Genomic DNA, 20,845 nt, shown 5'->3' on the forward strand with positions numbered 1-20,845 from the left:
TTACCTCCTGAATTCAACTATATTATTTTCCAGTATTATATATTAATTCCCCATCTTTTACTACAATTCTTCCATCTTTAATTACCATATCTACTGCATTTACACCAAAATGATAAATCAGATAATTTAAATTTTTAGCATTAAATATGGTTATGTCCGCCTTTTTACCTGCTTCAATACTACCTATCTCCTTTTCTCTGGAAATTGCAGCTGCTGCATTTATAGTCATGGCATTTATTATTTCTTCAGGCAGCATTTTAAGTCCAAAGCAGGCAAAAGTCATAGCAGTCTGAAGAGACTCCGTAGGTGAAGTTCCAGGATTGCAATCCGTAGCCAGTGCAACTATAACTCCTTCTTCTATCATTTTTCTTGCACTTGCAAACTTATTCAGCATCAGGTAAAAGGAAGTAGTAGGTAAAAGCACTGCAGCCACTTTATTTTGAGCCAGTGATTTTATGCCTTCATCTGAAGCAGATACCAAATGCTCTGCGGATACTGCCTTTATTTCACCGGCTAATTCTGCTGCTGATGCAGATTCAACTTCATCTGCATGAATTTTAGCTTTAAGTCCAACCTTTTTCCCTGCCTCCAAAATTTTTCTTGCTTCTTCCGCCGTATATACACCTTTTTCACAAAAACAGTCAATAAACTCTGCTAAATTATGTTCTTTCACATAGGGAATAACAGAATTTATCATAAAATCTATATAACCATTTCTATTATTTTTAAATTCTTCCGGAATGGCATGAGCACCTAAGTAAGTAGAAATTATACTAATGGGATGTTTGCTGTCTAAATTTTTATTTACCTGAAGCATTTTTACCTCATTATCAAAATCCAACCCGTATCCTGATTTGCTCTCTACAGTAGTGGTGCCATGCAAAAGCATTGTATCCAATCTCTTTTTTGTTTCACCTTCAATTTTTTCTGAAGAGGTTTCTCTCACACTATTTACAGTACTCAATATTCCTCCCCCAGCTTTAAGTATGTCAATATATTTTACGTTTTTAAGCTTCAAAGGCAGCTCCATTTCCCTTGAGCCTGCATAGACTACATGTGTGTGGCTGTCTACAAGACCAGGAGTTACTGTTTTACCTTCAGCATCTATTACAACTATATTACTATCCAGATATTTTTTATATTCATCTCCACTGCCCACTTCTGCTATTTTATGATTTTTTATAACTATATAAGCATTATTAATTATACCTGCATCTTTCAAATTATCTTTTGTCTTTGGACAACTTCCTGCACAAGTGGCAAGGCAGCTTATATTTTTAATTATCATGATAATTACCTCCATATTTTCAGCTAATAACATGTATATATGCAGTTGAAATCATCTAAAATATTTATCTACCCAGTTCTTGATTAAATCTTCTTCAACCAAATATGGAAGAGTTATATGGTCTGTTCCCACATTATTTTTGTTAAACTCTATTACAGTTTCAATAGCATGCTCGTTTCTTGCCCAGGAACGTCTGGAAACACCGCTCATAACATCCCAGTTCAATGCTGATTTAATGGTTTCATCTACCCTGAAGCTTCCATCCAGTACAAGACCGAACCCTCCATTTATGGCTTTTCCTACACCAACTCCGCCTCCATTGTGAAGAGCTATAAGACTCATTCCCCTTGCTGCATTTCCTGCATAACATTGAACAGCCATATCTGCCATTACGTTACTTCCATCTTTAATATTTGAAGTTTCTCTGAAAGGAGAATCCGTACCGCTTACATCATGATGATCTCTTCCCATCATCACAGGCCCTATTTCACCTTTTCTAACCATTTCATTAAATTTAAGTGCTATATCTATTCTCCCTTTGGCATCCTGATATAATATTCTGGCCTCAGTACCAACTACCATCTCATTTTTTTCCGCATCTTTTATCCAGTTATAATTATCCCTGTCCTGATATCTTCTATCTGGATTTATGCACTCCATAGCTGCCCTGTCTGTTTTAACTAAATCCTCTCTCTTTCCACTTAAACAAACCCATCTAAAAGGTCCATAACCATAATCAAACAGCTGAGGGCCCATTATATCCTCAACATAAGATGGAAATATAAATCCATCCTTTTCATCTATTCCATTTTTAGATATTTCTTTAACTCCTGCATCATACACTGCTTTCATAAAAGAATTACCGTAGTCAAAAAAATAGGTTCCATTATCCACTAAAGATTTTATCAATTCAAAATGACGCCTTAAGCTCTTATCCACTAATCCCTTAAATTTTTCTCTATCTTCTGCAAGAAGCCTTGTTCTTTCTGCAAAATCAATTCCCTGAGGACAATATCCACCTTCATATACTGCATGACAGGAAGTTTGATCTGAAAGCAAATCAATTTTTATATTATTTTTAACTATATATTCTAATAAATCAACTACATTTCCATGATAAGCGATAGATATACTTTTCTTCTTCTGAATATATTCGGAAGTAATTTTAAATATCTCGTCTAAATCAGAGGAGCATTTTTTAACCCACCCCTGTTTAAGCCTTGTGTCTATTCTTGATTTATCCACTTCCGCTATTATTCCAACTCCCTTTGCTATTTCTATAGCTTTTGGCTGGGCACCGCTCATTCCTCCAAGACCTGAAGTTACAAACAAATGACCTCTTAAATCACCATCATTGGGAATTCCAAGCTTTAGCCTTCCTGCATTCAGCAGAGTATTAAAAGTGCCATGTACTATACCCTGAGGTCCTATATACATCCACCCTCCAGCAGTCATCTGTCCATAGTTTGCAACTCCCATTTCCTCTGCGACTTCCCAATCCTTTTCATTATCGAACATGCCTACCATAAGAGCATTTGTTATTATAACTCTAGGTGCCTCAGGTTTTGATTTAAACAGGCCAAGAGGGTGCCCGGATTCCACCACCAAAGTTTGATCCTGGGTCATAACCTCCAAATATTTCTTAATAAGTCTGTACTGCATCCAGTTTTGACATACACTTCCTGTTTCGCCGTAGGTAACAAGCTCGTAAGGATATAACCCAACTTCAAAATCCAGATTATTATCTATCATAACCTGAAAAGCTTTACCTTCTATACAATTGCCCTTGTACTCTTCAATAGGTTTTCCATAAATTCTTCCTTCAGGGCGAAATCTATAGCCATAAATTCTCCCCCTGGTGGTGAGTTCTTCTAAAAATTCTGGTATAAGCTTTTCATGATACTTAGGTGGAATGTACCTTAAAGCATTTTTCAAAGCAATTTTCGTCTGGGATTTTGTCAAATTAAATCCCCTATCTGGTGCCCTTCTTATACCCTCTGCAAATTCAGGCATTTCAGGAAATTCCTCATCCAGCTTTACAGTCATAGCCTTGTTAATATCCATGTTATTAATCATAATATTTCCTCCCTGTAAAATTAAATTGTATGTATCTGCCTGCTATTCAATTATTTAAACATTGTATTAATTGAATAGTAATAAAAAATAATTTCATTTACATATATTTTACTGACTATGCGTCTTTAAAATGTCAAATTAAGCTGAAAAACAATTTTAAAAATTTCGTATCTTTTCTATATTGCAGACGCTTGATATTGTAATATCATCATGATAAAATATTAAGCCTTTTTATTTTAAATTCACTGAGATGCTATGTTATAATATAATTAAAATATTATCTGAAAGAAGGGATATGGTGAACTTTATAGATGTAAAAATGTTTGGGAATTTTGAAGCAGCTATGGATGACAAAAAGGTTTTATTCCCCTACAATAAAGCACAGGCCCTTTTTTGTTATTTACTTATAAATAAAGAATGTACAAGAGAAAAATTAGCTGGATTGTTGTGGTCTGAAGAAGAAGAACACAGGGCAAAAAAAAATCTGAGAAATGCCTTGTATAAAATAAAGAAAACATTTAATCTGGAAGTGTTTATATCACCGAGAAAATCAACTGTCATGATAAATCCGGATATAAATATACAGTCTGATGTAATTACCTAAGTTTTGTACCAATGTAAAATAATATTTTTGATTTTAATGCCAGTAAATTTAAGCCAATAATTACTAAATTAATCCTTTTTTTAGGCAGAGCCTGCTGGTTTAATGTGGTAGCCCTAAAAAACAAATTGCTTAATATAGGTAAAATAGATTTACCATTAATGGATTATATTTCATTACACTTTTAAATATTAAAACATAGTTGCTCATATGAAGGTCCACATAGTGTGTCTGCAATAATTTTAGAAAGTTTGGTAAGCGAAGGAATATTAACCTCTATTTTATCAATAGTTCGTCTTACAAAACCTTTTATATTGCCAACTTTCTTTACTAGAACTCTAACCCCAACAGTTTCTAATTCAGTATTATGCAATGTTGTTGTTTTAAACCAGGTTATAAGATTGTGAGTTAAGAAAACCAACCAGAGGAATCCATAGATGCCATAAAAAGAAGTAGTTCTAAGGTTTTTAATATGATATACATTTTTAGCCATTTTAAAAAATGCTTCAATTGTTTGACGTTCATTATAGAAGTGGAATAATTCAACTGCATTCATATCATTTGAATCAATATTGGTTACAAGCATTGTATATTTTAATTTACCACTTTTAGTGAGAATTTGAACTATTATAATCCTCAATCCATCAGTATTAGGAAGTTCATAAACCCATGCAGCCTCATCAGCCTGGGTATACTCAGAATATGGTATTCCTTTGGCAATATTTTTTGCTTTTACAGTAGAATAACCTTTGGTAACAAACTTTAAGTTAGGTATGGATTTCATTAGTTCAATTATATCTGTAGAGCCATATCCACTATCTGACCGTATAATTAAATTACCATTATTCAATGAGTCTGTGTACTTTGACAATGTAGATTTAAGCAAATCTTTAAAATGATCTTGACAGTGTGTATTTCCAGAATCAAGATATATTGCAATTGTTTCAGAGTGTTTTCCTGTAAATGCTGCTGACATTTGGTATCCACGTTGATTTTTCTTCTTTGAGAAATATCCTTTTGCAGTTAATTCATAGGATTTTCCATTTGCAATTAATCCAGATTGATCAAAATCTACAACGACATTTTTATCAATAAAAACTGAATTACTATTTTTAATGAAAAGTTTATGATGTATATCCTCAAACTGGGATATAGAGTCAATGTCAAAACGGTTTAAAACTTTGTTAATCTGTGATTGATCAGGAAAACTATCCATATTGAATAGATTTGCAGATAATTTTTCTGGACCAAGGTTCTCATTAATGTCTTTCATAAATTCACAGCCTATAACTATGGACATTATTATGGTGATTAGTTTCTGATAAACTGAGAATTTTACTTCTTTCATCTTTAGTTTAAAATTCTCTAAGGGCTTGAAAAATTCAAGCTTTAGCCCATATTGCATTACTGAAATAAGCCAAATGGAAGTAGTTTCTTCTTTACAGTCACTTTGAGAAAATGTTATCTTATTCATATAGGATAATACCACCTTTCATGATTGTTTTTCCAAAGAAACTATTTCTAGAAAGGTGTGCTATTATCCTTTAGTTACTTTTTGGATATAATACCATGGAAATTTGTTCATATTAGTTAGATTTAGTTTGTACGAAATCTAGGTAATTACTTTCTTAAAAACGGAAAATGAGATTGATTTGTATAAGGGTGCCTTTTTAACTGGATTCTATGTAAAAAATGCAGAAAATTTTCAAGATTGGTTAATGCAATTCAGAGATTATCTTCAGCAAATATATATAAACAGATTAAAGGAAAAAATCTCTACTGAGAAGGAAAATAAAAACTATGCTAAAACAGAAACTTACTCCAGAATGTTAATAAAAGCTGATGAATTTGATGAGGAAGCTCACAGGGAACTAATGTACAGTTTAATAAATAATAACAAATTAAATAAGGCTATTGAGGTCTATCACAAGCTTTCAGAAATTTTAAACAGGGAGCTGAATGTAGAACCTTCAAGAGAGACAAAAGAATTGTTCAATGAAATACTAAATAGGATGAGCCATATAAATAGCAATTTAAAACCACAGAAGTTTTTCTTTGGAAGATACAGGGAACTGAAATTTCTAGAGGACAATTATTTGGAATTTATAAATAATGTATATACAAATTCCATTCTCATATTAGGCGAAGCCGGCATTGGAAAGACAAAGCTAAAAGAAAAGTTTCTGGAAAATATACCTGAGAACAATGTATATATTCTTGAAACCTGCTGCTATCAATTTGAAAAAGAATATATATTAAAGCCCTGGAACAGCATAATATCAAAATTATCTGAAATAATTGAAGTAGAAAAAATACCTCTGCCTCAAGCTTGTGAAAGCATAATAGGCAGTTTCTTTCCCCAATTTGATAAAACTTATTCCGCCAATTTAAAACTTATAGAAAACAATAATAATTTAAAATATGAAGTGATTGTAAATGCCATAGAAGATGTTTTTACAAAAATAGGATTTAAACAAAAAATCCTATTGGTATTTGAAGATATTCAATGGATTGATTCCATGAGCTTATTTCTTTTAAGCAGTATACTTTTAGGTGAAAACAGAAATATAATTTTAATTGCTACCTGCAGAAAAGAACGCAATGAGGAGCTGGATAAATTTATAACATCCATGAAAATGTATAATAAACTCAATATAATTGAGCTATACAGATTCGATTATAAAGAAACGGAAAGTTTCATAAAAGAATCACTTCCAAATTACAATTTGGGTAAAAAAATGATAAATAAAATCTACAGTGAAACTGAAGGAAATCTATTTTTCCTAACTGAATATATGAATATAATAAAGTCCAATGGAAATATAAACCTAATGTCCTCTAAAATGCAGGATATATTAAAAAGCAGATACCTGGATATCTCTGAAGAGGGAAGAAAAATTTTAAATATATGTTCCATGTTCTTTGATGAAGCACCTCTTTATATACTGGTGAAAATTATGCATAAAGATGAATTAGAAATAATGGACATGCTAGAGGAATTAGAGAATAAGTTTATACTTACAGAAACTTTAAATGAAGGCACTATAAATTTAAAATTTACCCATCAGAAATTAAGGGAGTTTATATATTCCAATCAATCTCTGGCCAGAAAGAAAATATTACACAATAAAATAGGTGATCTTTTTGAAGAAAACCTTAATAAAAATAAGGATGATTTAAATACATATTATAAATTGATATACCATTTTTCAAATGCCAGCAATTATGTGAAAGAACTTAAATACAGTATGAAAAGCTTAAATGTATATCTTAGTTTCAGCCATGAGCTTTTTCCCGTACTCTATTATGATAATACTCAATATGGCAATTTATATTTTAGTGACGAAAAGGCTTTAAACAGCTTAGGCAAAATAGAAAAACTTTTAAATAAAATTAAAGAGCAGGGTAAATTCAAGGAAATTACAACCTTGGAAATTATATTTCTTCATATGAAAGGAAGGTATTTAATACGGATAGGAAAATATGAAGAAGGGACTGCCGTAATAAAAGATATGATAAATAAGTCAATTCATATAAATAACATAAATTATGCCCTTGAAGGCTATAAACAGATGATTTATTATTGTATTCAGACCTATAATGTGAAAGATATGATTACATATGTAAACCTTGGACTTTCTATTGCCATATCTGAAGACTATGAAGATGAAAAAGCCGTATTATTTAGATTGAAAGCCCTTTACAATAATATGTGCGGAAATTATAGGGAGGCAGAAGAACTTTTAAACAAATCCATAAATATACTTGAAAGAAACCACATAATATCAGATAAATATGCCTTGAACATAGCAGCTGCTTATAATTATATAGGTGAAATAAGAAGATACTCCATGAAATTTTCCCAGGCCATTGAATATTATGATAAGGCAATTAAAATATGCCAAGAAAAAAAGATTGTTTCAACCATTGCAATATTCAGTATAAATGCAGGTGAAGCAGCTTTTGATATGGGAAATTACACTCTTGCAAAGGAATATTTTAGCAGCTCCCTTAAAATATACAACCATTTTGATTCAGTCTGGGGACGTTCCGTGGCGGAAGCCTTTATGTCTTTACTAAAAATTAATGAAGGGGAATTTAATGCAGCTTTAAGCTATTTAAAAGCTGCCCATATACATTCGGAAATGCTAAAAAGTCCCCATGAAATAGGTCTTGTGTACAGCATCAAAGCTGCAATCAGCACAAAGATGAAAGAAAATGAAAAATTAAATTATGTTTTTAAAAAATATCTTCACGAAAGTGTAAATTACTATTGCAGCAGCGGCATTAAATATTTAAAAAAGTCACTGGACAATTATGAGATTGATATACTTGTAAAATTAAATCAGAAAATTCAGCATTGAATATACGTTCTTCCAAGTTTCAGATGAGTTTTCTTATAAGAAAGCTCATCTGAAACCAAGAACCACCTGAGCATAGTCAGCAATTTAAAATTTATTCACTTAACCTGGATTCCAATACCTGACCCATATCAAAATTTTCTATTTGAAGATAGTATTCTGCACAATCTATTAGGGCTTTCATTGGAACCAGACCTATAACTTCACTACCTATTACAGGTACACCATATCTCTTGGCTTCCATTCTGACCATTTCCTGAGCGATATAAATAGGTGTTTTTTCATAATTTACCAGATTCATAGATACTTGTACTATATTTCTTTCGGTTACTTTTACCCCTACAGCCTTAACATATCTCAATCCTCCACCTATATATCTTATTTTTCGAGCTATGGCATTGGCAATTTCCACATTATCAGTACCTAAGTTTACATTATATGCTATGAGCGGAAATCTGGCACCTATAACCGTTGCTCCGCTTTTTACATTCATTTTGCCTGGTCCAAAATCCGGCTTCCATTCAGGCTGCTTTATTTTTTCAAAAAATCCTTCGTACTGGCCTTTTCTTATATGGGCCAAATTTTTTCTCTCCTCACAGCTGGCTGCATCCTCATATAAATAAACAGGTATTTCCAATTCTTCTCCCACTTTTTTACCTAATTTTTTGGAAATCTCCACACACTCTTCAGTTGTAACATCTTTAATAGGTATAAATGGAACTACATCTGTAGCGCCCATTCTTGGGTGTGCTCCTTTATGATTTCTCATATCTATAAGTTGAGATGCCTTTTTTATAAGCTTAAAAGCAGCTTCTTCCACTTTATCTGGAGATCCTAGAAAAGTTACTACGGATCTATTATGATCTTTATCCGAAGAATAATCCAAAAGCTTTACTCCTTCCACTTTTCTAACCTCATCTACAATACTTTCAATTATTTTCACATTTCTGCCTTCACTAAAATTCGGAACACACTCCACCAATTTTGACATTCTATTTTCCTCCTCAAATTCTAATCTAAATCAATTCATTAAATTAATACGATTATAAATTAGTTACATCTTTAAAACGTCTAAAATTTTAAAATTGGCATATTAACCTGTAAAATTTGTAGACGCTAAAGCCAAGTTAAAATGATCCTGGTGTTTAAGTGTTAAATTTTCCTTTTATCTTACCCCTTTGTTCCAGAATAAACATGAGGCGAAAACGCCTATAATCATTACACCGGATATTGTTTCTATCATGACTAAAACACGCACTATGGTGGAATTAGGTACAATATCCCCATATCCCAAGGTAGTCATAGTTACTGCACTAAAATACATAAAATTCCATAAAGGATATTTAAAATTCCCGCCTGCTATTGACTTAAGCACCAAAGGACTGTCGTCTAAAAAAGATATGGATTTTTCCATAAGCTCTGGGAAATAAAAATTCAATGGATAATAAAAATATTGTTTTTTTAAAAGCTCACGGTGCAGTACAGGATACTGGTCCACCCATATATACTTGGTATATATTTTTTTAAAATTATTCTGCTGATTTTTTGTGTAACCTTTAAAATCTTTGAATTTTTCATCTTCATTCATTTTATAAAAGCACACTTTTATTTTGTAAGTGTCAAAGCTTCCACTTATTTTATCTTGTCCTAAATTTTCCAGGCTAATATGGGTAATGCCATTATCTTTAAGCAATAGATAATAATAATTAGCCCAATCTGCTCCCAAAACCTTCTCAAAAGAAAATACATTTATAGATTGAAGTGAATTATTTATGGTTTCCAATTTTGCAACAGGTCTTTTATATTCATCAGAAGATATCAGGTTTTTTATACTATTTTTAAGTTCATTACTGTATACTTTAATATCTAAATTTTTTTTAAATATTTCTATTTTTGTGTTCATGTTTATATCATTTTGAAATATAAAAAACTCTCCATTGGAATCATTGGCAACATCCCAATAAATAATTCCAAAACAGAATAATATAATTATATAAAATGCTGCAAGGAAAAACAAAACAGTTCTTTTTCTGATTTTATATATGTTAATAAACCATTTCATATTATAACCTCTATCTTAGTATATCTATTTATACTTAGATAAAAAGTTTATTATCACATTTCACCATTAACTTTTCTAAATATTTTTATAATAAAAAATGATATCATAAAAGACGCTGTTCATGTAGTATAAATTACACAAACAGTGTTTTTAATATGTTTTGAGATTATTTATTAAAATCCGATTTAAACTCCTCCAGAGACTTTCTAAGAAGTGTAACAGAATAAGCCATGGAAGGCCCTCCGCCAAAAGCTACAGCCACCATGGCAGCTTCCATTATTTCCTCAGGGGAAGCCCCTGCCTGTAGTGCTTTATATGAATGACCTACAATACAATATTTGCATCTATTGTATATTCCTATAGCTACACTTATAAGTTCCTTCGTTTTTACATCTAAAGCACCGTTCTTAAATAAAGTTCCCATCAAATCGGAAAAGACCTTCATTTGCTCTCCGTTGCTTTTATTGAATTCAGCAAATCCCTCACTGGAATCTTTTAAAATTTCTCTTGGGTTTTCCATGAAAACATCTCCTTTTGTAAAATTACAAATAATTTAATCTAACCTATTATGCTCAATAAAAAGTAAAATAATGTAACCTTATATGAAATGATTATTTATTTTCTTATTTTCCATACGGTTCCATTCTTTGAATCCAGTATATCTATATTCATGTCTTTAAGCTTATCTCTAATTTCATCAGCTTTAACCCAATCTTTATTATTTCTTGCTTCTTCTCTTTCAGCTATTAATTTATCTACTAAATTTACATCTATATCATCCAATTTATTATTATCAATTTTTAATAAATCCAATGAAAAGACAGTGTCAAAACTCTCTATTAATATTTCTTTCTCCCTGTTTGTAAGTTCAGTACTTTTTATAACTTGAAACAATACCGTAAATGCATTTGGTATATTTAAGTCATCGCCTATTTGTTCTTTAAACCTTGATTTATATTTATTTATTAACTCTTCGTCTTTTCTTTCATTTTCTTTTACACTTGAAACTATAGAGGCTATTTTATCTTTTAATTTATTATAAGAGGACTGTGCCTGTTTAAGGGCACTGTAGCTAAATATCAATTGTTTTCTATACCTTGATTGAAGACAAAAATACCTGTAGTCCAATGGAGAAAATCCCTGTTCCTGAATTTTTGACAGTGTCAAAAAACCTCCACTTGATTTAGACATTTTTCCTCCATTTATAACCAAAAATTCTCCGTGCATCCAGTAATTTACACATGTATGGCCCACAGCCGCCTCTGATTGAGCTATTTCGTTGGTATGATGCACTGGAATATGATCCACTCCACCGCAATGTACATCTATTGTATCCCCTAAATATTTTAATGACATAGCAGAACACTCTATGTGCCATCCAGGAAATCCCCTTCCCCAGGGTGAATCCCACTGCATTATCTGATTTTTGAATTTTGAATTGGTAAACCATAATACAAAATCCAGTGGATTTTTTTTATTCTCATCCACTTCCACTCTGCTTCCTGCTTCCAGCTCTTCCATGCTCAAATGTGCCAGCTTATTATAATTTTTAAACTTATCAATGGAATAGTAAACATTGCCATTGGCTATATAAGTATATCCCTTTTCTTCTAAGGTTTTAATTAAATTTATCATGTCCTGGATATGATCAGTTGCCTTACAAATCACATTAGGTCTTTTTATATTAAGCTTATTACAATCTTCAAAAAAAGCATCTTCGTAAAATTTAGCGATTTCCCATACAGTTTTATTTTCACGTTCTGCTCCTATTTGCATTTTATCTTCTCCTGTATCCGAATCTGACTGTAAATGACCTACATCTGTTACATTCATAACATGCTTTACTTTATAAGAATCATATTCAAAAGATTTTTTTAACAAATCTTCAAATATATAAGTTCTCAAATTTCCTATATGCGCATAATTATAAACTGTAGGACCACAAGTATAAATTCCAACTTTTCCTTTGTGCACAGGAATAAATTTTTCTTTTTTTCTACTCATAGTATTATAAATATAAAAATTCATACTTATCTCCCCTTATTACTGTAGCCTTTTAGTATTATATATATAAATATTACCACATTACATATAAATATTACCACAATTATAATATAATTCAACAATTTATTTTTTGACCATGTACTCTCTTATATAATTATCAAAATCCCAAAGATGTAAAAACCGCTGGGCGCTTTTATAACCTGATTCAAATAATTTTGCTCTCATATCTTTAGATATATTAAATTCTGTGGTCTTAACACCCAGGGTAGGTATAAATACTGTTCTCACTGCATACTTGTCTTTTACATAAACTTCTTCATTTTTATCAAGCATAGTTCCCATTATATCAAATAAATATGAAATGAAATCTCTTCTTTTAGATTCATTATGCTTTATATCTTTTTCTGTCAATTTAAAACCTATAGTAGGCCAGGCCGGAATATCCTTTGTATCAAATATCCATATTGGGAAATTGCTGAGTAATCCTCCATCAACTATATAACTGCATTTGTTTTCGTAATAAAGCTCTACCGGTTTAAAATATAGTGGAATGCTAATGCTCATTCTCACTGCTTCAGCTATCTTGAATTTCATAGGATTTATTCCATAATTGGCTAAATCATCCGGCAGTATAATCATGGATTTTTTTGTTATATCCGAAGCTATTATTTTAAGAGGTGACTCATTACCTGTACTTATATCTCCAAAAGTTATCTTGCCCTTTTTCAGCAAAAGTTCCTCTACGTATTTTTCTATGGCCTGAGAAGAATATATACCCTTGTCCTTAAAAAGTGAAATTGTTTTTTTAATCATAGAAATTTTCCAAAAATAGTTTTTTTTGAAAAATGTCTTTTCATCCAGATTCATCATTATATTTTTTAATTCTTCACCTCTATATCCAACAGCTAAAAGTGCAGCTATAATTGCTCCTGCAGAAGTTCCTGCAAATCTATTCCATTTATACCCCATTTTTTCAAAATAACATACCGCTCCTATAAGGCCTATACCTTTTATTCCTCCGCCTTCAAATACAGCATCTGCCCTCAATAAAATCACCTCAATATATAAATATGTAAACACATAAAATAGGACACTCAAAATTAAAATATTGAATAATTTTCATATAAGTGGGAAAAATAAATTTAAACTTAAAATACTATTTTTAAGGAGTGATTTTAAAATGCGAATTGAAATTTATTACAACGGTATAAAAAATGCAAATAATGCAATGAAAAAACTTAAAAATGCAGGCTTTAGAAATACGGCTGTAGATTTAAATGACAACTATATAGATTTATATAATTCAAATTCTGGTTTAGGATCCGGTATAAATTTTTCAAACATTATAAATTCCGAAGGATCTGTACGCAATTCATCTCAAAAGGTGCTTGATTCAGGCAGTCCCATGCTGGGTGGTTTTGGAAATTCAAGAGAAATTGAGGACACAAATTACAAAGTGATAATAAATTCTGACTTACTTGATTCTCAGAAGCTAAAAGAAATTATAAGGGAAACCGGCGGACAGATTAAAAATTCAATTCCAAATACAATAAATAATTCAAATTTACAGTAAAATCCTCCAGTAATAAGAATACTCTTTCCTAAATAAAGAACCCAGAAGAGAGCATTTTTACCTTTTATTTGTAACCCTCACAATTCTGCCCTATTGTAAACATGAATCGGTCTAAATTATGGCAAGACTAGAAACCGTATTGTGAACTTACCCCACCCACAAGGGGATGGGGCTTCCTGCTTCTTCGACCTCGCAACCTACTATCTCCACAGGCTTAATTCCGATAGTTCCTACCGTATTTATCTACAGGCTTACGCCACTGATATTTTTAGTTCTTTCAATCCTTGCTTTAGAATATTTTTACTTGCATTGGTATCCCTATCGTGTTTGCTATCGCATTTAGGACATATCCATTCCCTTATGTTTAAGTCCTTTACTTCTGCATTTTGATAGCCACATACCGAACATAATTGACTTGAAGGGTAGAAAGTATCTATTTTATGTACAGTTCTACCATACCATTCAGCCTTATATTCAAGTAGTCTTGTGAACTCCGACCAACTGCAATCACCTATTCTTTGTGCTAACTTTTCATCCTTCATCATGTTTTTTACATTCAAATCTTCAAGAATTATAATTTGATTTTCTTTTATAAGTTTCAAAGATTCCTTATGCAAAAAATCTGCTCTTTGATTGGCAATTTTCTCATGGATTTTTGCAAGTTTAACCCTTGCTTTATGATAATTCTTACTTCCTTTAGTTTTACTGCTTAATCTTCTTTGAACCTTAATCAAATTCTCATAAGACTTTTGAAGATATTTAGGATTTTCTATAGTTTCCTCATTGGACATAGCACAAAATGACTTTATACCTACATCAATGCCTATTGCATTAGAATTTTGAGGTAGTTTTTCACTTTCAATATTGGTGCAACAAATGGAAACAAAGCACTTATTCGAAGGGGTTCTACTTACCGTAACATTAAGTATTTTACCTTGAATTTCTCTATGTTTTTTAAACTCTATCCAACCAATTTTAGGTAGTTTAATTTTATTGCCTTCAATTTTGATGTTATCATTAACCATTTGAGTTCTATAACTTTGATTATGATTATGTTTACTCTTGAATTTAGGGAAGCCACTACCCTTAAAGAAATTCTTATATGCTTTATCCAAATCTCTCAAACTCTGTTGAAGTGATATTGCGTCTATTTCTTTAAGCCATTCATGTTGACTTTTAAGGCTTTTCATATCGTTGGCACACTCAACATAAGACATGGATTTCCCTTCACTTTTGTATAAGTCTATCTTCTTTTCAAGATAGTGATTATATACAAATCTACAAGAGCCAAAAGTCTTACTTAATATTATTTCTTGTTCTTTAGTTGGTACTAATCTAAACTTGAAAGCCTTTTCCACAATATCACTTCGTTTCTCATATAGTTCATGTAGTTATTATACAACATCATTGAAGCAGCGTCAACTATATGGTATAGTTTATATGAGGTGATAGCATGGCAAGAAAAAGCATTAATACAACTTTAGATGTTGATTTATATTCTAAAATTCAAATCCTTGCTCTTAAAGTAAGTGCTGAAAAACAAACTAAAATCAATGCTAATGACTTAATTGAGGAAGGAATGAAACTTATAATTGACAAGTACGAAGGTACTGAAAACAAAGCATAGCATTTACAATATTAATTACCACATTGTCTTTTGTCCTAAATATCGTCATAGCATTTTTAAGAATACTTTAGAGCAAGAACTCAAAAAAGTTTTTCAAATGATTTGCTTCAACTATGGTTATGAGTTATTAGAAATGGGAATAATGCCTGACCATTGTCATTTATTTATTTCTACACCTCCAACCATTGCACCAGTAGACATTGTTAAGACTTTGAAAAGTGTATCTGCACTGTATATTTTTAGAACCTTTCCAAATCTGAAACGACAAAGGTTTTGGGGTAGTGGATTATGGAGCAAAGGTTATTAGGTTGGTACAGCAGGTTCGGTATCGACTGAAACAATTCAAAGGTACATTCAAAATCAGAAGTTAGTGTAATGTTAAGTTAAGGGAGTATTGAACTCCCCTAACTTAAAGCCCTTACATCCTCGACCACAAGGGTACGAGGTTTTACAGGCTAATTTATAAAAAGCAATTATAAATACACAAACCCCAAAAGGTAATTATGCCTCTTTGGAGTTTATGTAAAAGCAGCCTAGGCTCTGCATCTGATTAAGTTTTGATTCATCACAAGGAATGTCTTTCAGATTCTTGTAATTACAAGTGCAGCAGCTCCTATAACACCTGCATATGTGCCTAATTCCGCCTGAAGTATTTTAGTATTTTCACTTATTGTTCTAAAACACCTTTTTTTTACCACTTCATTTACCTTCTGAATAACTATGCTGCCTCCTTTGGAAACACCGCCACCTATTACTACCACGTCTGGATCAAAACAATTCATTACATTGGCCACACATATACCCAAATAATTTAAGGCTGTATCCAATATTCTTCCAGCTGTATCATCTCCTAAAGCTGCTTCTTTAAAAACTTCTTTTGAAGTTACATTTTCATATTTGGAAAGGGATGTAACTTCTCCTCTATTTACAGCCTTTTTTGCTTCTCTCTCAATAGCAGTGCCTGATGCCAAAACTTCCGCGCATCCACAATTACCGCAATTGCACAGGGGACCGTCTTTTTCCAAAGTCATATGGCCTATCTCCAGTGCATTTTGGGTACTTCCCCTGTATATGTTTCCATTTAACACAGCTCCTCCTCCTATTCCCGTGGAAACCGTTATAAATATCATGTTTCTGCTTCCTCTGCCTGCGCCAAACATATACTCTCCCAGCGCAGCAGCATTGGCATCATTATCCAGATAAACAGGAATATTGAATTTATTCTTCAGTGGAGTTATAATATTGAAATTTTTAAAAGGCAGATTGGGAGCACAGATTATCTCACCTTTAGATATATCAAGGGGTCCTGGAGAACCGACACCAATTCCTTTTATCTCCTTATTATTCAATCTGCATTTTTGAACTAATTCTTCTATAAGCGTTATCATGTTATTTAATATAAACGTTTTTCCCATCCACACTTTAGTGGGCAGAGTTTGCTCATATATTATTTTTCCACTTAAATTTACCACCGCGGCACAGGTCTTTGTACCGCCCAAATCCACTCCAACTACAAACTCTTCTTTCAAGTCAATACCCCCTAAATCAACTATAAAACAACTCCATGGCTTATTTAAAATCCCTTGCAGCCTTAACCATAGTCTTTATATTTACAAGTGGAGTCCTGGGACCTATTCCACAGGCAGGTGACAGTATATCCACTCCTGATTCCATACAGTTAAAACACATCTTTCTAATATCTTCCGGTTTGGCATTTTCCAAGGAAAATGTGCTTACATTACCCATTATAACTTTATTTTTAACATTTTTGCATACTTGCTTTACACTGGTAATAGAATCAAAACTTATGACATTACTGTGAAGGTCATTTAATTCTGAATATATACTTCTCAATCTCCCGCATATATGTATTATGATTCCATAATCAGTATATTTTTTCAGAGAATCCACGATTTTATTTAAATAGGGAAGCATAAAATTTCTGAAATTTCCGGGACCCATTATTTCCCCGGTACCACTGGGATCCGATATGGTAAGTAAATCAGCTCCGGCATCCAGCTGAGCTTTTCCGAACTCTATAAGATTATCCGTAACAAATTCCATAAATTTATGTGCCTCGTCTTTTTTCCTTATGAGATCCTTATAAAATATCTCCGGTTCCATTAGAGAAGAAGCAGTACTTACAGGTCCTGTTAAATTTGCCATAATAGGTACAGGTAATTTTTTTTCTTTTAAAATTTTTATGGCTTCTAAAACCACTTTAACTCTTCCTGTATTCATATTCATATTTTTTAACTTTGTCCAATTGTTCACAGAATCTATTACATATTTAGTAACTCTGGGTTCATTTATCCTGCTGCCCAGGGAAACTTCTGCACCCATAGCTTCTGCCTCTACAGTCATACAAAATGGTACTCCAACGTTTTCAAAACCTCCATATTTATAAATTCCCGCTGCAAGTTCTGCCATGATTTTTTTATCCATATGTGCCTTTGGCCAGCTATATCCTGTTAAATCCATAATCTCACTTATTACCATATTCATCATTCCACCAGGACATATACAAGGTGGTCTGTCAACTTTACACTTTTTTAAAACTAACTTAAGCCGCTCTTTTGGAGTCAACATATAAAAAACCACCTACTTTACTTTCATTTTTTCAAGTTTCCCTGTATTTACTGGATAACCTATTTCTCTTACAGTATCCATCATGGTCTGTATATTTTCAAAAGGTGTTTCCACCGGAAGACTGCACCCGGACATGACCACATAACCCTTAGGAGTATTATAACCTTCTTTTACAGCTTCTATAACTGCATTCCTTATATCCTTTTTAGTGCCTGCATACATTATACCTGAAGGATCCACATTCCCAAGTATTTTCACCTTATCTCCAATAGTCCTGCTGCACTCTTCAAGGCTTACCACATTATCCATGCTGAAACCCGTGACCCCATCTTCTGCCATACTGCCCACATCCCCCCATATCTTTTTTGTGTTTCCACATATATGAAGCGTACACCCCGAACCCTTTGATTTTATAAATCTAACAAGTTCCCTCAGATATGGAACACAAAACTCTCTGAAATGTTTTGGATTTACTACTGTACAGGAAGCCAGAGGCTCCGATATAGTCGGTGTAAGACCATTTTCTATAATAACTTTTGTATACTCTATACAATTTTCAAGAGATATTCTGCATAATTTATGAACTGCGTCAGGATTTTTCAATAAGAGTCTCGTCATCTTGTCCACTCCTATTAAAAAGAAAGCATTTGAGAAAGGTCCCACTATCCCCCCTGAACAAGGTACTTCTTTACCAATAGCCTCCACCAAATACTTCATGGCTTCTATAAAAACAGGAAGTCTGCCATCTTTATATGGATTTGCCACTTTGAGTTTGTCTATATCTTCAACATCGTTTAAAGCCGGTTTTAACAAGTCTGCCGTATTATCTTCCGGAAGCACTAGTTCTGCTCCCATAGCCTCAGCCCAGACATACAGATCAGTAAATACTCTCACACCATCCATGCCAAACTTCCTATAAGCCGCTATCTGGGCTTCAGCTATAGCTTTCCCGCTGGTATTAAAGTCGGATATTTTACAACCATATATACGGGCAACTCCATTTGCTATATTTGGATTACAGGGCAATCTATCAACATCTTTTCCCTTTGCTAAAGCCAATGCTCTCTCCATAGGAGTCATTTTATCTTTCATCAGTAACACCACCTTTTGACAAAAGAGATTTTGACATAAATAATTTCTTTGCCGTCTTAGCAGCTTTAGACGCATCTGTAGTATATATATCTGCTCCTATTTTATCTGCAAAGCTTTGTGAAATAGGTCCGCCGCCTACCATTACCTTTACTTTATCTTTTATTCCCTCTTCTTTTAATAATTTTACAACTTCTGCCATGCCATCCATAGTAGTAGTCATAAGAGTAGATAATGCTATTATATCCGCTTCAACTTCTTTTGCTTTGTTTACAAAGTCTGCTGGTGGTACATCCCTGCCTAAATCTATAACTTCAAAGCCTTCAGTTTCCATCATTATTTTTACCAGATTCTTACCTATATCATGGGTATCTCCCTCTACAACACCTATTACAACTCTATGTTTATTATTTTCTTCATTCTTATCAAGATATGGTTTTAATATGTCAAGACCTGCATACATAGCATCTGAACACATCAGAAGTTCTGGTATATAGTATTCTTCCTGCTCATATAAAATCCCTGCTCTATTCATACCATCAGCCAATCCCTTATCTATGGCATCATAGACCCTTAATCCATTTTGTACCCATTTATTAGCTGCCTTTACTGTATTCTCTTCTTCCATATCCACTATGGAATCCGACAATTTCTTTATTAACTCCTCTTTAATACTCATTCATATCCTCTCCCTTAAATTTATAAATTTATCTTCCAAATTACAGGCGTTTTCATTTTAGACGAAGTTTTCCTCATGCAATTATGACCTACTATTTTCACATCCTTTCTATTTTCTATTATGTAATTCAGTGCTTCTCCATAGGTAACTCCTCTTTCCACTTCAATGGGCTTAGAAGTTATAAGCCCCCCCTTATCCATGGAACTCGAAGTTATTCCGCAAAAGTGTACAATGGCATCCTGCAACTTGGGATATAATTTTTTCAGGACTTCATAACTGTATCTGCCGCTGTAATTTTTATATATTCTAGGTCCAAGTATATCCAAAGTTCCTGCCGAATCTCCAAAAGAAATTATCTTTGCTCCATTTTCAATTCCAGCTTCTGCAAAAGATACTATGCTGTCTATAATCACTTCCATAAAATCATCTACACTAGCTTTGTCCTTTCTAATAGCTTTATAAAATATCCTTGGATCCATCAGTGAACTCATTACAGTAAACGGTCCCTGAACAGCCAATACAGTTTGTTCTCCACTGCTGCTTAAAATATTGACAGCCTTTAATACCTGGTTAATTCTGCCTTCACTCAAATCAATAGGTTTTATCTTTTTAAAATTTTCTATATTTTTAACCACATAATTTGAAACTCTGGGTCCCATTGCCCTGTCACCCATTTTTATATCTGCCCCAAGTGCTTCTGCTTCTACGGTCATACAAAAAGGTACCATACATACCATATCTTTATTATATATTCTTATGGCCCGTGCAAGCCTTGCCATACTTTCTCCATGGTAATGTACCTGTGGAAAGCTGACACCAGTATCCAACACCACTTGTTCAGGTATTTCCTCATCATTGTCAGTTACACATTTAAAATCAATGGTATATTCCATTTA

19 protein-coding genes are annotated in these 20,845 nt (G+C 32.7%); 5 read left to right on the forward strand and 14 right to left on the reverse strand.

Annotation, left to right across the window (positions count from 1 at the left end):
- Positions 1-22 precede the first annotated feature (22 nt).
- Positions 23-1,288 (reverse strand): imidazolonepropionase, encoded by a 1,266-nt coding sequence (gene hutI, locus ACYUJ6_RS08540; protein ID WP_461845386.1) that lies wholly within the window; start codon positions 1,286-1,288, stop codon positions 23-25.
- A gap of 51 nt (positions 1,289-1,339) precedes the next feature.
- Positions 1,340-3,364, reverse strand: a complete 2,025-nt coding sequence (locus tag ACYUJ6_RS08545) for a urocanate hydratase (RefSeq protein ID WP_461845387.1) — start codon at positions 3,362-3,364, stop codon at positions 1,340-1,342.
- Positions 3,365-3,662: 298 nt separating this feature from the next.
- Here ACYUJ6_RS08545 and ACYUJ6_RS08550 point away from each other — a divergent pair, with 298 nt between their 5' ends.
- Positions 3,663-3,968, forward strand: a complete 306-nt coding sequence (locus ACYUJ6_RS08550; protein WP_461845388.1) for an AfsR/SARP family transcriptional regulator — start codon at positions 3,663-3,665, stop codon at positions 3,966-3,968.
- Between the two features lie 181 nt (positions 3,969-4,149).
- Here ACYUJ6_RS08550 and ACYUJ6_RS08555 read toward each other — a convergent pair whose 3' ends face one another.
- Entirely contained in the window at positions 4,150-5,439 is a 1,290-nt protein-coding gene (locus ACYUJ6_RS08555) for a transposase (protein WP_461843288.1), read from the reverse strand.
- 178 nt (positions 5,440-5,617) lie between these two features.
- Between ACYUJ6_RS08555 and ACYUJ6_RS08560 the strand changes: the two genes are divergently transcribed.
- Positions 5,618-8,329: an AAA family ATPase gene (locus ACYUJ6_RS08560; protein WP_461845389.1), complete on the forward strand. Its 2,712-nt coding sequence runs from the start codon at positions 5,618-5,620 to the stop codon at positions 8,327-8,329.
- Between the two features lie 91 nt (positions 8,330-8,420).
- On the opposite strand, the gene ftcD is transcribed toward ACYUJ6_RS08560, so the two are convergent.
- From ftcD to ACYUJ6_RS08585, 5 genes are all read right to left on the reverse strand, one after another.
- Complete coding sequence (ftcD, locus tag ACYUJ6_RS08565) at positions 8,421-9,317, reverse strand: glutamate formimidoyltransferase (RefSeq protein WP_461845390.1); 897 nt, start codon at positions 9,315-9,317, stop codon at positions 8,421-8,423.
- A 174-nt stretch (positions 9,318-9,491) separates the two neighbouring features.
- Complete coding sequence (locus ACYUJ6_RS08570) at positions 9,492-10,388, reverse strand: potassium channel family protein (protein WP_461845391.1); 897 nt, start codon at positions 10,386-10,388, stop codon at positions 9,492-9,494.
- 166 nt (positions 10,389-10,554) lie between these two features.
- Entirely contained in the window at positions 10,555-10,908 is a 354-nt protein-coding gene (locus ACYUJ6_RS08575) for a carboxymuconolactone decarboxylase family protein (protein WP_461845392.1), read from the reverse strand.
- Between the two features lie 95 nt (positions 10,909-11,003).
- Positions 11,004-12,416, reverse strand: coding sequence for a cysteine--tRNA ligase (gene cysS / locus ACYUJ6_RS08580; RefSeq protein ID WP_461845393.1), 1,413 nt, complete (start codon positions 12,414-12,416; stop codon positions 11,004-11,006).
- A gap of 99 nt (positions 12,417-12,515) precedes the next feature.
- On the reverse strand, positions 12,516-13,439 hold the full coding sequence (locus tag ACYUJ6_RS08585) for a patatin-like phospholipase family protein (protein ID WP_461845394.1): 924 nt from the start codon (positions 13,437-13,439) through the stop codon (positions 12,516-12,518).
- A 133-nt stretch (positions 13,440-13,572) separates the two neighbouring features.
- Here ACYUJ6_RS08585 and ACYUJ6_RS08590 point away from each other — a divergent pair, with 133 nt between their 5' ends.
- Positions 13,573-13,965 carry a hypothetical protein gene (locus ACYUJ6_RS08590; protein WP_461842394.1) on the forward strand — a complete coding sequence of 131 codons (393 nt, stop codon included), beginning with the start codon at positions 13,573-13,575 and terminating at the stop codon, positions 13,963-13,965.
- Between the two features lie 251 nt (positions 13,966-14,216).
- Here the strand turns inward: ACYUJ6_RS08590 and tnpB are convergent, their stop codons facing one another.
- Entirely contained in the window at positions 14,217-15,323 is a 1,107-nt protein-coding gene (gene tnpB, locus ACYUJ6_RS08595) for an IS200/IS605 family element RNA-guided endonuclease TnpB (RefSeq protein ID WP_461842395.1), read from the reverse strand.
- 95 nt (positions 15,324-15,418) lie between these two features.
- On the opposite strand from tnpB, the gene ACYUJ6_RS08600 reads away from it, so the two are divergent.
- Positions 15,419-15,592 (forward strand): hypothetical protein, encoded by a 174-nt coding sequence (locus tag ACYUJ6_RS08600; RefSeq protein WP_170065774.1) that lies wholly within the window; start codon positions 15,419-15,421, stop codon positions 15,590-15,592.
- Positions 15,558-15,899: an IS200/IS605 family transposase gene (tnpA, locus tag ACYUJ6_RS08605; RefSeq protein WP_242977743.1), complete on the forward strand. Its 342-nt coding sequence runs from the start codon at positions 15,558-15,560 to the stop codon at positions 15,897-15,899. Before ACYUJ6_RS08600 ends, tnpA begins: the two co-directional genes overlap by 35 nt.
- A 274-nt stretch (positions 15,900-16,173) precedes the next feature.
- Here the strand turns inward: tnpA and ACYUJ6_RS08610 are convergent, their stop codons facing one another.
- From ACYUJ6_RS08610 to ACYUJ6_RS08630, 5 genes are read right to left on the reverse strand one after another with little or no spacing between them, the layout of a single operon-like run.
- On the reverse strand, positions 16,174-17,121 hold the full coding sequence (locus ACYUJ6_RS08610) for an ROK family protein (protein WP_461842396.1): 948 nt from the start codon (positions 17,119-17,121) through the stop codon (positions 16,174-16,176).
- 40 nt (positions 17,122-17,161) lie between these two features.
- The gene (locus ACYUJ6_RS08615) at positions 17,162-18,181 is read right to left on the reverse strand and encodes a methylcobamide:CoM methyltransferase MtbA (protein ID WP_461842397.1); all 1,020 of its coding nucleotides are present in this window, start codon (positions 18,179-18,181) and stop codon (positions 17,162-17,164) included.
- 12 nt (positions 18,182-18,193) lie between these two features.
- Positions 18,194-19,273, reverse strand: a complete 1,080-nt coding sequence (locus ACYUJ6_RS08620; protein ID WP_461842398.1) for a uroporphyrinogen decarboxylase family protein — start codon at positions 19,271-19,273, stop codon at positions 18,194-18,196.
- Positions 19,263-19,949: a corrinoid protein gene (locus ACYUJ6_RS08625; protein WP_461842399.1), complete on the reverse strand. Its 687-nt coding sequence runs from the start codon at positions 19,947-19,949 to the stop codon at positions 19,263-19,265. Before ACYUJ6_RS08625 ends, ACYUJ6_RS08620 begins: the two co-directional genes overlap by 11 nt.
- A 20-nt stretch (positions 19,950-19,969) precedes the next feature.
- Positions 19,970-20,842: a uroporphyrinogen decarboxylase family protein gene (locus ACYUJ6_RS08630; protein WP_461842400.1), complete on the reverse strand. Its 873-nt coding sequence runs from the start codon at positions 20,840-20,842 to the stop codon at positions 19,970-19,972.
- Between the last annotated feature and the right edge of the window lie 3 nt (positions 20,843-20,845).

It is taken from the genome of Clostridium sp. JNZ X4-2, assembly GCF_054889485.1.